Genomic DNA, 12,199 nt, shown 5'->3' with positions numbered 1-12,199 from the left:
CCCCCCCCCCCCCCCCCCCCCCCCCCCCCCCCCCCCCCCCCCCCCCCCCCCCCCCCCCCCCCCCCCAAAACCCCCCGCGGGAGCCATGGGGCGGCCAAAAATACAGCCATCACCCCCCACAACGCTTCACCCCCAGCCCTCCCCAAACCAACCCCACCCCCCAAACCCCAAACCCAGAGCGAGTGGCGGGATTCGAACCCGCGTACACGGTTTTGCAGACCGCCCCCTAACCACTCAGGCACACCCGCATCAATCCCCATACTCGCCCACAGCCCCCCCAACCCCCACCCTTCCCCTCACCATGATCAAAACCAACCCCCCAACACCTAGAACCCACCCCCACCCCCACCACCTAAACTCGGCCACATGGCCGTCCCCCGCCCGCTCCCCCTGGACCCCATCGAAGAGGCCCACCGCCAATGGACCGCACACGGCTGGGAAAACGTAGCCGACGGAATGGCCGCGGTCACCTCCCTGGTCCGAGCCCAGCAAATCGTCATGGCCCGAGTCGATGAGGCCCTACGCCCCTCCGGCCTCACTTTCTCCCGCTACGAACTCCTCATGCTCCTGAGCTTCAGCAAGTCCGGAGCCCTGCCGATGGCCGTCGCGAGCGCCCGCCTGCAAGTCCACCCGACCAGCGTCACCAATACCGTCGACCGCTTGGAAGCGGCCGACCTCGTCCGCCGCGTCCCGCACCCCAGCGACCGTCGAGCAACCCTGATCGAAATCACCGATGCGGGCCGTGAACTGGTCACCAGTGCCACCGACGCCCTGAACACCAAGGTCTTCGCACATCCCGGGCTTGCGCCCGACCGACTGCAATTGCTGCTGCAACTCCTGGCCGAGTTCCGGCGCGCGGCCGGCGACTTCGACGCAGGAGCGGGCCCGACACGCTGGGCGTGACACGGTAACCGTTCAGCATCCCACCAGCGACATTCCGACTCCCGGCTTCACATCGGCGGTCCGAGGGTCCACCATGGAGGCCATGGTGCTGGTCCTGGGGGTGTCGGCGGGCGCTGGTGGCGCACGCGCGATGCTCACGCATTCCGACCAGCCACATCTCCCGCCCATCGATCGCTGCACGGTGCCCCGGCGCGCCGGCGGCGGTGTCGAGGAACCGGTTTTCCAGGCCATCGATCGGATGCGCCGGTCGGCGGAGGAGCGCGACGAGTTCATCACCGGTATCGCCGTCACCTCACGTAGTCCGGTGCACGCCGACGCGATCCGCGCCACGGCGGGGCGCAGTCGGCTCACCATCGTGGACGAGCCGGTGGCTCAGCTGCGTTATCTGCGGTTCAGCGGTCAGCTGCCGGAGGAAGGCGCGATCGTGCTCTACGATCTGGGCGCCTCGGGCCTGACGGTCACGGAGGTCGACTGCCGCACCGACGCCATCCTGGCGGCCAAGCGCAGCACGGTGCTCGGCGGCGACGGCCACGACGCCCTGTTGCGGTGGCGGCTGGCGCACGGCGGCGTGATGATCGACAAGCCGACGAGCCGCGCCTACAAGGAGGCGCTGACCACGACGCCGGTGCTGACGGCCGGCGATCCGCTGACCGATGCCCGAATGGTGTTCACGCGCAGCGATTTCAGCGAGTTGGTGGCGGCCGGGGTGCATCATTCGGTGTCGTTCGTGCGGCAGATGATGGAGGAGACGGGCACCGCCGCCGAGTCGGTCGCGCTGCTCGGCGGCTGCACGCGGAATCTGGGCATTCGCGACGCGCTGGCGCAGTTGCTGGATCTGCCGGTGATCTACGACCCGGAGCCGGAGTTCGTGTCGGCCCGCGGCGCGGTGTTGATGGCGACGCAGATGCCCGCGGCGCGGCGGGTGCGCGGTGTCCGGTTCGCGGCGCAGAGGTTGCGGCCGACGGGGTCCGCGCCGGTGTCCAAGCGCAAGGTGGTGGCGGCGCTGGCGGTCACGGTGACGCTGGGCGCGACGGTGGCCGGTCTGCTGGCCGCCGACCGGCAGGCCCCGCAGCCGACCACCCACGGGACCGTGCCGTCACCGGTCGAGGTGGCGGGCACGCCCGCGCCGCACAAGTGATCAGCGGTTGGTGAAGTTCGCGGGCCGCTTCTCGACGAAGGCGCTCATACCTTCCTTCTGATCCTCGGTGGCGAACAGCGAGTGGAATACCCGCCGCTCGAAGCGCAGCCCCTCGGTGAGCGTGGTCTCGTAGGCGCGGTCCACGGCTTCCTTGGCGATCATCACCGCGGGCAATGACATGGACGCGATGGTCTCGGCCGCCTCCAGTGCCGTCGGCACCAGCTCGGCGGCGGGCACGACACGGGCCACCAGACCGGCGCGCTCGGCCTCTTCGGCATCCATGTTGCGCCCGGTCAGAACGAGATCCATGGCCTTGGCCTTGCCGACCGCGCGGGTGAGCCGCTGCGAGCCGCCCATGCCGGGGATGATGCCCAGCTTGATCTCGGGCTGCCCGAATTTGGCGGTGTCGGCGGCGAACAGGATGTCGCACATCATGGCCAGCTCACAGCCGCCGCCCAGGGCGTAACCGGCGACGGCGGCGATGATCGGCTTGCGGAAGGCGACCACGCGATCCCAGCCCGCGAAATGGTCGTGCAGGAACATGTCCATGTAGGACTTGGCCTGCATCTCCTTGATGTCGGCGCCGGCGGCGAACGCCTTCTCCGACCCGGTGAGCACGACCGCGCCGACGCCGTCGTCGGACTCCAGCTCGTCGAGGGCCGCGGTGATGTCCGTGAGCACCTGCGAGTTCAGCGCGTTGAGCGCCTTCGGCCGGTTCAGTGTGATCAGGGCGACGCGACCCTTACGCTCCAGCAGGATGGTCTCGAAGTCGGTCACAGCTGTTCCTCTCCGGATCGGTTGCGGATATCGGTCACGATAGCCGAGCAGGCGGCGCAACGAGATTCAGTTCGTCGGCGCCCAGTTCGGCGAAATAGGAGTCGACCTGCGCGGCCGGGACGTCGGCGAGGGTGGCGGGCTGCCAGCGCGGAGTGCGGTCCTTGTCCACCACCTGCGCGCGGATGCCCTCGACCAGATCGTGGCTGCCCAGCGAGGCGACCGAGACCCGATACTCCTCGTTCAGCGCCGATTCCAGATCGGTTGCGGCGCGGGCGTTTCGCAGCGAGCGCAGCGTGACCTTCAGCGCCACCGGTGATTTCGACAGCACCTCGGCGGCGGCCCGACCGGCGGCCGGGGCGGGGTGCGCGCGCAGCCGCGCGACGATCTCCTCGACGGTGTCGGCGCTGTAGCAGGAGTCGATCCAGTCCCGCTGTGCGAGTAGCTCGGACGGCGGTGCGGGCTGGGCGAACTTGGCGATGGCGACCTCGGGCTCCGCGGTGCGCAGCGCGTCCAGCAGGGCCGGAAGCTGGTGGGAGGGAAGGTAATAGTCGGCGAATCCGGTGGCGATGGCGTCACCGGCGCTCATGCGCGCGGTGGTGAGCGCGACATGGGTGCCGATCTCGCCGGGCGCGCGCGAGAGCAGATAGGTGCCACCGACATCCGGGGCGAACCCGATGCCCGTCTCGGGCATGCCGATCTTGGAGCGGTCGGTGACGATGCGGTGACTGCCGTGCCCGGACAGGCCGACGCCGCCGCCCATCACGATGCCGTCCATCACGACCACGTACGGCTTCGGGTAGCGGCCGATGTAGGCGTTCAGCACGTACTCGTCGCGCCAGAACCGCGCCGACGCCGAATTCGCGCCGCCCGCAGTGTATTTGGCGTCGTTGTAGATGGCGACGATGTCGCCGCCCGCGCACAGTCCGCGCTCGCCCGCACCGGTCACGACGACCGCGCGAATCTCGTCGTCGTCGGCCCATCGCCGCAGCGCGTCCAGGATGGCCAGTGCCATCGGATGATTCAGCGCGTTGATGGCCCTGGGCCGGTTCAGCGTGATCAGGCCGAGGCCGTCGCGCTGGTCGATGAGAACTTCGTCGCTCATGCTGCTCCTACTACTGATCGGGCGACGACCACCCGCACGATCTCGCCGACGCCCTCGAGAGTCGGCGCGGACGACCTCATTCCGGCCGATGTACGGTCATCCTATAGTTGGACTACCAAGTATATCTAGGCGACAGTTCGAGGTGTGCGCTACGCCACTGGACCGCCGAGGCGGCCGCCGGTGCGCGTGCGCCGCGCAGCGGCCCGCCCAAAGGGTGCGATACCGCCCGCTCAGCGCTCCGGGCCGAGTTCGACGGTCGTGCCCGGATGCGCGAGCGAGGCCACCCGGACCGGGCCGCCCTTCGCCTGCTCGATGAGCTGCCCCTGCCACGCCACGAAGCAGGAGGCCGCCTCGCTGTCGTGGATCCGGTCCAACGCCGGGGCCAGGTTTCGGGCGAAGTCGCCCTCCGCGGCGATCAGCTGATCCCGATACGGGCCGTAATAGGGCAGGATCGCTTCCAGCACAACGGCTTCCACGCTCTGCACCTGGGCGATGACCGGATCGATGAGCGGCTGGTTGCGGATGATCACCGGTGCGATTTCGGCGAGCACCGGGCCGACCAGCTGCAACAGCGGCTGATACACCGAGCCCAGCGCGAAGGCCTCCGAGGAGAACGGGCCGGCCAGCGGAGCCAGGCCGATCAAGGAGGCCAGGCCGCCCTGCTGCCGTGGCGCCGGCCACCCGAGCGGGCAAGGCGGCTGGGCATTCGCGGGAGCGGCGTCGAAGAGACCGGCGGCGCCGGGTGCCCCGTTCAGCGGCACGGAATCCGTGCCACCGGGTCCCTGCGAATCCCCGTTCAGCGGCACGGACGCGCCCGGACCGGCGTTGCCCGGACCGATCGCGATCCCGGGTGCCACTCCGGCCGTGCCGCCGAGCGGGACCGACGCCGCGGGCGCGACGCCGTTCGGAACCGACCCGGCGGGCGCGGCACCGTTCGGAACCGACCCAGCAGGCGCGGCACCGGGCGGAAGCGACCCAGCAGGCGCAGTGCCGGGCGGAACAGACCCCGCGGGCGCAGTGCCGGGCGCTGCCGGGGGCGCGGGTGCGGACCCCGGCTGCGCGGGCGGTTCCGGCTGCCCGGGGGCGGTGCGGGCGGCGGGTGCGGGCGCCTGCGAGACCACCACCGTGACCGGTTGGTCGTCGTGGTCGCGGACGGTCAACGCCGTCACCGCGACGGTGCTGCCGAGCGCCGTCACGGCGGCCACGATGCGGATCGCGCCGGCGAGCCACGGCTTCGGCGTCCTCGTGCGGGAAGTCATGGGCCCGAACTCCTTGTCGTATCGCTCATTTCGTCGGTGCCGGCGGGGATTCCGGTGCGGCGGTGCCGGGTTCGAACACGCCCTCGAGATGCCAGACCCCGGTGAACCCGTTGAACGGCCCGCCCACGATCAGGCTGGTCCACTGCAGCGTGAACTTCCGGGTCTTCGAGTCGTAGCTGCCCGTCGCCGAGGGACCCTGCGGGGCATCGGATTTCGGCTGGTTCAGCCACTGGTGCGCCACCCAGTCCCACACCTTCTGCACCTGCTCGGCGCCCGCGACCTGGCCGACCAGCTTCTCCGGCGGCTTCGGCGCGCCCTGGTTGAAATCCTGGTCGTTCCACGAGGCCGCCCACGACGACAGGTCGGCGGTCAGCTTGCCGCCGTCGTTGATCACCGACGGCGGCGGCACCTGCCGCTGGGTCTGCGGATCGACCGCATTGGTGGAGGTGCCGAACTCGACCGCGAAGAACTTCGTCGGCCGGGTGATCGAGGCGGCGAGCGAATTGCCGTGGTCGAAGCCGGGATTCGGCTCGCTCTGATAGCCGCCGGTGCGCAGGCCGCCCGCGGTGCCGGGGGCCAGCAGCGTGGTCGAGCCGCCCTGTGCCGGGGAGTCGCCGTTGGGCATGTACGGCCCCTGCTCGGCGGTGCCGCCGGGCTGCACCATGCGGAACCAGGTCCCGGTCACGGACGTGCCCTCGACCGCCCCGGGCGTCAGCCGCAGCAACCCGATCAGTGGTTCCGGCCCACTCGACGCCGGAGCATCGCCGCCGGAGCAGCCGGTCAGCACCGCGACGGCCGAAACCAGCACGGCGGCCAGTACTGTGCGCGTGTTCATCTGCCGTCACCTCCGGTCGCGTTCGATTCCCGCCGCCTGCCGGTTCCGCCGGCCGCCACCGCGAGCGCCAGCACACCGGGCACCAGGTAGAACCAGCCCAGCGCCCGGAAGCCGGTGACGCCCAGCGGTTTCGTCGTATCGTTCAACGCGGCGACGGCATCGAAATTGCCGATGTTGTCGTTCATGGCCCCGATGAGCGCGGCGAACCGGGAAGTCATGGGCTGCCAGCGGGATTCGAGCGCGGTGAGACCGCCCAGCTCCGCGTCCGGATGCGCCGCGCGCACCGCCGGGACGTAACTGCTTTCAGTTCGCCGTCGGCGGCGACCAGGGTGACGAAATAGTCCTGCACCTTGCGCACCTCCGCGTGGGTGAGCAGGGGACCGAAGCCGTCGATCACGGGTTGCCCGGCGCCGGCGGCGCCGAACAACCCACCCGCCAGTGGGACCGCGATCAGCGCCACGCCCGCCAGCGCGGCCAGCGACCGCCAGACCGGCGCCGGGCGGCCGTCACCCGCACGCCGGAAGCCGAAAACGCCTGCGGCGGTGAGTATGACGCCGGGCAGCACGAGCAACCAGGGCAGCACCCCGAACGGCGGCAGATCGGCCAGCCGACCGTAGTCTCCGCGGTGGCTGTCGATCGTGTCGATCGTGCCGCCGAGATCGGTACGGATGCCGGGATAGTCACGTACGAATCGATCGATCCGCTCGGAGCCCCGGGGCTCTTGACCCCGTGCGCGCAACTCGAGCACATTCGACCGGGCGTCATCGAGGACCACCAGATCCGCCCGGAAGTCCGCCACGGCCGAGGCGGTGACGTAGGGCGCGAAACCGTCGATCATGGCCTCGCCCTTGGCCGTTCGCGGGAACATGCCGGTCACGATGGGCACGACGATCAGCGCGACACCGAGGACCGCGAGCGCCACGAACGGCCATCGCGGCCGCACGGGCGCCGCCACCTCGACGCTGGACACGTAGTCCGCGTAGGCGGGCAGATCGGAGGACAACGGGGATGTCATGGCCGCCCGCGCCCGACCAGCCGATCAGCGCTGAAGAACACACCCGTCGCGACAATGGCCACCACCACCAGCACCGGAATCAGCCACACCGGTTCCCCCCGACGCGGCGGCACCTCAACCGTCCGCCCCGCCAGCACCGCATCCGACACGGACTGCCCTTGCTGCACAGAAGAATTCACACCGGACCCCGCTCCCCCAGGCGGAGATCCCCCGGGCACGAGGGTGGGCGGGACACCTCCAGGCGCAGCAGCGGGTGGGACACCTCCAGGCCCGACGGCAGGCGGGGCACCCGCAGGCCCGACGGCGGGCGGGGCACCCGCAGGCCCGAGGGCGGGCGGGGCACCCGCAGGCCCGAGGGCGGGCGGGGCCGCTCCGGGCGCCACGGCGGACGGCGCTCCCCCAGGCCCGACGGCGGACGGCACTCCGGGCCCGACTGCGGACGGGGCTCCGGCAGACCCGACGGCGGGCGGCACTCCCTCGGGCGCTCCGGCGTTCGGCGCTGCTCCAGCAGGCGGGGCTGCGGCGGGCGGGGCGGCGGCGGGCGGGGCTGCGGCGGGTGGTACCGGGGCCGCTACTGCTGCTCCGTGCGGCAGACCGCCCCCGCGGTATTGGCCTGCCAGGTGCCACAGTCCTGTGAAGTTGTTGAATGGGCCGCCGACTATCTGGCTGGTCCACTCGAGCACGAAATTGCCTGCCTCGTCGATGGTTCCGCGGACCGGGCTGGTCTTTCCGGGGAGCCCGCCGCCGGGTTTGGGCGCACCCTGGTTGAACACCTGGTTGTTCCAGGTGACGCCGAGGCTGCTGAGATCGCCGGACAGCCGGCCGCCGTCGGCGAAGATCTGCGGCAGTGCGGTACCCGTGCCGGTCTGCGGGTCGGTCGGATTGGTCGCCGTGGCGAAATCGACGCCGTAGAAGCGGACCGGCGTGGTCACCCGTCCCGATTGCGCGTTGCCCGAGGCGTCGAAGGCGGCCGCGGGCTGCGGCTGATAGTCGCCGCCGATCAGCCCGCCGTCCGTGCCCGCCGACAGCGGCGTCACCGTCTGATCGCTGCACCTCGAATCGCTGTTCTGCAGGTACGGGCCGCCCGCGTCGCCGGTCGGCAGAATCATGCGGAAGAAGCTGCCGGTGACCGCGCCGTTCGCGCATACCCCGGGCGACAGCGCGAACAACCCGTCCAGCGACACCGGATCCGCCTGCGCGGGCGGTGTCGCAATCATCGAGACGCCGACCGCGGCGGCCGCGGCGGCGAGCCGGTACCCGGTCCGTCCCATGCGTTCTTCCTTCGATCGATGCAGCTGAATGCCCACGGTCATGCCGGGGCCCGTCCATCGGAACTCGAGTCCGCGCGGAAGTCGCCGGTTGTGGTCAGGCTGAACCGAAATATGCCCGCAAACTTCCGGGCACCCCCGCCTGGCGCTGTGGCCGCGCTCACCGTAGAATGATTACTTTGACGTCCTAGTATTGGTCGCCAAAGCAGTACTGATCGCCACAGCACATTCCCCGGCGGAGGATCCCATGCCCGACCAGACCACCCTGCACGCGCCCGTGCACCCCGTGCGCTTCGTGACCTCGGCGGCGCTGTTCGACGGGCACGACGCGGCGATCAACATCATGCGGCGGATCCTGCAGTCGCAGGGGGCCGAGGTCATCCACCTCGGGCACAACCGGGCCGTGCACGAGGTCGTCGACGCGGTGCTCACCGAGGACGCCCAGGGCGTGGCGGTCAGCTCGTATCAGGGCGGGCACGTCGAGTACTTCGAATACCTGGCGACGGCGCTGCGGGAGGCCGGCGCCGGGCACGTGCGGATCTTCGGTGGCGGCGGCGGAGTGATCGTCGCCGACGAGATCAAGCGGCTGGCCGAGTCGGGGGTGCGGATCTTCTCCCCCGAGGACGGGCAGCGGCTGGGGCTGCCGGGCATGATCAACGAACTGGTCCGCGACTGCGACGTGGATCTGTCGCTGGAGCCCGCGCCGGTCGACGCGGTGCTGTCCGGCGAGCGGAAAGCGTTGGCGCGCACCATCACCTGCCTGCAGCAGGACGCGCTGCCCGCCGCCGATCTGGCGGCGATCACGACGGCGGCGGAGAACAAGACCGTCCCGGTGCTCGGCATCACGGGCACGGGCGGCTCCGGAAAGTCCTCGCTCACCGACGAACTCGTGCGGCGGCTGCGCTCGGACCAGCAGGACAAGCTGCGCGTCGCGATCCTGGCCGTGGACCCGACGCGGCGGCGCGGCGGCGGCGCGCTGCTCGGCGACCGCATTCGGATGAACGCCCTCGACGGCGACCACGTCTACTTCCGCTCGCTGGCCACCCGCGGCGGCCGCGAACTGCCGACCAATGTCGACGCGATGATCCTGGCCTGCAAGGCGGCCGGATACGACCTGGTGATCCTGGAGACACCGGGCATCGGCCAGGGCGACGCGGCGATTACCGACCACGTCGACCTCTCCATGTACGTGATGACGCCGGAGTTCGGCGCGGCCTCGCAGCTGGAGAAGATCGACATGCTCGACTACGCGGACGTGGTGGCGATCAACAAGTTCGAGCGCCGCGGCGCCGCCGACGCGCTGCGCGACGTGTCCCGTCAGCTGATCCGCAACCGCGAGGCGTTCGGCTCCACCCCCGACGACATGCCCGTCTTCGGTACCAGCGCCGCCACTTTCAACGACGACGGCGTGACCGCGTTGTACCAGCACCTGGCCGGTCGGCTGCACGAGCTGGGCCTGCCGCTCGAGCCGGGCGCGCTGCCGCGGGTGAACACCAAGGCCTCCACCAGGTTCGCGCAGATCATCCCGCCGTCGCGGGTGCGGTACCTGGCGGAGATCGCCGAGACCGTGCGCGACTACCACGCCGACACGGTGCGGCAAGTCGCTGCGGCACAACGGGTTCAGCGATTGGAGCAGGTGCTCGGCGAGCTGGAAGGCACTCACGAAACGACAGAGGCACAGCACGCCGTCGCCGCGCTTCTCGACCAGGCCCGCACCGAACTGGCCCCCGAAAACGCCGCGCTGCTGGCGGAATGGCCCGCCCTGGCCGAGTCGTACCGGGGCGAGGAGCAGGTGGTCAAGGTCCGCGATCGCGAGCTGCGCACCACGCTGCGCCGAACCTCGTTGTCCGGCAGTTCGATTCCGCGCGTCGCGCTTCCGCGCTTCACCGATCACGGTGAGCTGCTGCGGTTCCTGCGCTCGGAGCACCTGCCCGGCCGATTCCCGTTCACCGCGGGAGTTTTCGCGTTCAAGCGGGACAACGAGGATCCGGCGCGCATGTTCGCGGGCGAGGGCGACCCCTTCCGCACCAACCGCCGGTTCAAGGTGCTGTCCGAGCACTCGGACGCGAAACGCCTGTCCACCGCCTTCGATTCGGTGACCCTGTACGGCCACGACCCGGCCGAGCGGCCCGACATCTACGGCAAGGTCGGCACCTCCGGCGTGTCCATCGCGACGCTCGACGACATGAAGGCGCTCTACGACGGCTTCGACCTGACCGCGCCGACCACCTCGGTGTCGATGACGATCAACGGCCCGGCGCCGACCATCCTCGCCTTCTTCCTCAATACCGCGATCGATCGGGCGGTCGAGAGCTTCACCGAAACCGAGGGGCGCGCACCGAATTCCGAGGAAGCCGCGGAAATCCGCGCGAAGGCGCTGGCGACCGTGCGCGGCACCGTGCAGGCCGACATTCTCAAGGAGGATCAGGGCCAGAACACCTGCATCTTCTCCACCGAGTTCAGCCTGCGCATGATGTCCGATATCCAGGAGTGGTTCGTGCGCAACAGCGTTCGCAACTTCTACTCGGTGTCGATCTCGGGCTACCACATCGCCGAGGCCGGGGCGAACCCGATCAGCCAGCTGGCCTTCACCCTCTCCAACGGCTTCACCTACGTGGAGGCGTATCTGGCGCGCGGCATGCACATCGACGACTTCGCGCCCAACCTGTCGTTCTTCTTCTCCAACGGCATGGACCCGGAGTACTCGGTGATCGGCCGGGTCGCGCGGCGCATCTGGGCGGTCGCCATGCGCGACAAGTACGGCGCCAACGAACGCTCGCAGAAGCTGAAGTACCACGTCCAGACCTCCGGCCGGTCGCTGCACGCACAGGAGATGAGCTTCAACGACATTCGCACCACGCTGCAGGCGCTGATCGCGCTCTACGACAACTGCAACAGCCTGCACACCAATGCCTACGACGAGGCCGTCACCACCCCGACGGAGGAGTCGGTGCGCCGCGCCCTGGCCATCCAGTTGATCATCAACAAGGAGTGGGGCCTGGCGATGAACGAGAACCCGCTGCAGGGCAGCTTCATCATCGATGAACTCACCGATCTGGTCGAGGAGGCCGTGCTGACCGAGTTCGAGCGGATCAGCGAGCGCGGCGGCGTGCTGGGCGCCATGGAGACCGGCTACCAGCGCGGGCGCATCCAGGACGAGTCCATGCTGTACGAGCACCGCAAGCACGATGGCAGCCTGCCGATCATCGGCGTCAACACCTTCCGCAACCCGCACGGCGAGGAGCATCAGGTGCTGGAGCTGGCGCGCGGCACCGAGCAGGAGAAGCAGTCGCAGCTGCGGCGCACCCGCGACTACCAGGACCGGCATCGCGACGAGGCGCACGCGGCGCTGGCCCGGCTGGAGGCGGCGGCCCGCGGCGACGACAACGTCTTCGAAGTGCTGATGGACGCGGCGCGGGTGTGCACGCTGCAGCAGATCACCGACACCTTCTTCACCGTGGGCGGGCAGTATCGCCGCAATGTGTGAAACGCGGCGATCTCCCGCGATCGCCGGTCGCCGCGTGTGACAATCGCCTGGTCGCACGGCTGACGAGGCGGAAGGGGCGATATGGACCTGGCGGGTATCAGCGTCGTCGACGCGCACGTCCATCAGTGGGACCCGCTGACGACGCCGCGTGATTTCAGCCTGCTGGCCAAGCTGTTCCGCTACGCCCCGATGTCGATCGACGTCGCGGCCCGGCTGGCCCCGCGGCGCGATCGCGAGTTCGTCGGAGATCCCGACATCTACGTGCGGCCCTACCTGCCCGCCGACTACCGGGCCGATCTGGGCGCCGTGCCGGTCGAGGCGCTCGTGCACGTCGAGGTCGAATGGGCGGGTAAGGCGCCGGCGGCCAAGGCCGACGAGACGCGCTGGGTGGCGAGCCTGCCCTTCGGCGTCGACA

The 12,199-nt window shown here is 70.1% G+C and carries 9 protein-coding genes, 1 tRNA gene and 2 pseudogenes; 4 read left to right on the top strand and 8 right to left on the bottom strand.

Annotation, left to right across the window (positions count from 1 at the left end; all coding sequences use genetic code 11):
- Positions 1-177: 177 nt before the first annotated feature.
- A tRNA-Cys gene (locus QH470_RS06925) sits at positions 178-248 on the bottom strand.
- Positions 249-366: 118 nt separating this feature from the next.
- Here QH470_RS06925 and QH470_RS06920 point away from each other — a divergent pair.
- Both QH470_RS06920 and QH470_RS06915 read left to right on the top strand, forming a co-directional pair.
- Positions 367-903 carry a MarR family winged helix-turn-helix transcriptional regulator gene (locus tag QH470_RS06920; RefSeq protein ID WP_280271436.1) on the top strand — a complete coding sequence of 179 codons (537 nt, stop codon included), beginning with the start codon at positions 367-369 and terminating at the stop codon, positions 901-903.
- A gap of 82 nt (positions 904-985) precedes the next feature.
- Entirely contained in the window at positions 986-2,041 is a 1,056-nt protein-coding gene (locus QH470_RS06915) for a hypothetical protein (RefSeq protein WP_280271435.1), read from the top strand.
- On the opposite strand, the gene QH470_RS06910 is transcribed toward QH470_RS06915, so the two are convergent.
- The 7 genes and pseudogenes from QH470_RS06910 to QH470_RS38090 form a co-directional block, all read right to left on the bottom strand.
- A complete protein-coding gene (locus QH470_RS06910; protein WP_280271434.1) occupies positions 2,042-2,818 on the bottom strand; it encodes an enoyl-CoA hydratase in 777 nt (258 codons plus the stop codon).
- 34 nt (positions 2,819-2,852) lie between these two features.
- Entirely contained in the window at positions 2,853-3,920 is a 1,068-nt protein-coding gene (locus tag QH470_RS06905; RefSeq protein ID WP_280271433.1) for an enoyl-CoA hydratase/isomerase family protein, read from the bottom strand.
- A gap of 230 nt (positions 3,921-4,150) precedes the next feature.
- Complete coding sequence (locus QH470_RS06900; RefSeq protein ID WP_280271432.1) at positions 4,151-5,179, bottom strand: hypothetical protein; 1,029 nt, start codon at positions 5,177-5,179, stop codon at positions 4,151-4,153.
- A gap of 25 nt (positions 5,180-5,204) precedes the next feature.
- A complete protein-coding gene (locus QH470_RS06895; protein ID WP_280271431.1) occupies positions 5,205-6,014 on the bottom strand; it encodes a hypothetical protein in 810 nt (269 codons plus the stop codon).
- Positions 6,011-6,232 (bottom strand): hypothetical protein, encoded by a 222-nt coding sequence (locus tag QH470_RS06890; RefSeq protein WP_280271430.1) that lies wholly within the window; start codon positions 6,230-6,232, stop codon positions 6,011-6,013. The genes QH470_RS06895 and QH470_RS06890 overlap by 4 nt, the downstream gene beginning before the upstream one ends.
- Positions 6,229-7,029, bottom strand: a complete 801-nt coding sequence (locus tag QH470_RS06885; RefSeq protein WP_280271429.1) for a hypothetical protein — start codon at positions 7,027-7,029, stop codon at positions 6,229-6,231. The genes QH470_RS06890 and QH470_RS06885 overlap by 4 nt, the downstream gene beginning before the upstream one ends.
- A 455-nt stretch (positions 7,030-7,484) precedes the next feature.
- A pseudogene (locus QH470_RS38090) lies at positions 7,485-8,300 on the bottom strand (hypothetical protein); the annotation flags it as partial.
- Positions 8,301-8,544: 244 nt separating this feature from the next.
- Between QH470_RS38090 and icmF the strand changes: the two are divergent.
- Positions 8,545-11,784, top strand: a complete 3,240-nt coding sequence (icmF, locus tag QH470_RS06875) for a fused isobutyryl-CoA mutase/GTPase IcmF (RefSeq protein ID WP_280271427.1) — start codon at positions 8,545-8,547, stop codon at positions 11,782-11,784.
- A gap of 81 nt (positions 11,785-11,865) precedes the next feature.
- Positions 11,866-12,199 (top strand): annotated as a pseudogene (locus tag QH470_RS06870) (amidohydrolase family protein); the annotation flags it as partial.

Origin of the sequence: Nocardia wallacei (assembly GCF_029868745.1) — a bacterium.
In the GTDB taxonomy this organism is placed as follows: Bacteria; Actinomycetota; Actinomycetes; order Mycobacteriales; family Mycobacteriaceae; genus Nocardia; species Nocardia wallacei_B.
Note: the sequence above shows the minus strand (reverse complement) of the source record. Positions and strands in the feature narration are given on the sequence as shown.

Coding starts and splice junctions, on each gene's coding strand:
- QH470_RS06920 (WP_280271436.1), top strand. CDS start 367: ATGGCCGTCCCCCGCCCGCTCCCCCTGGACCCCATCGAAGAGGCCCAC.
- QH470_RS06915 (WP_280271435.1), top strand. CDS start 986: ATGGTGCTGGTCCTGGGGGTGTCGGCGGGCGCTGGTGGCGCACGCGCG.
- QH470_RS06905 (WP_280271433.1), bottom strand. CDS start 3,920: ATGAGCGACGAAGTTCTCATCGACCAGCGCGACGGCCTCGGCCTGATC.
- QH470_RS06900 (WP_280271432.1), bottom strand. CDS start 5,179: ATGACTTCCCGCACGAGGACGCCGAAGCCGTGGCTCGCCGGCGCGATC.
- QH470_RS06895 (WP_280271431.1), bottom strand. CDS start 6,014: ATGAACACGCGCACAGTACTGGCCGCCGTGCTGGTTTCGGCCGTCGCG.
- QH470_RS06890 (WP_280271430.1), bottom strand. CDS start 6,232: ATGACTTCCCGGTTCGCCGCGCTCATCGGGGCCATGAACGACAACATC.
- QH470_RS06885 (WP_280271429.1), bottom strand. CDS start 7,029: ATGACATCCCCGTTGTCCTCCGATCTGCCCGCCTACGCGGACTACGTG.
- icmF (WP_280271427.1), top strand. CDS start 8,545: ATGCCCGACCAGACCACCCTGCACGCGCCCGTGCACCCCGTGCGCTTC.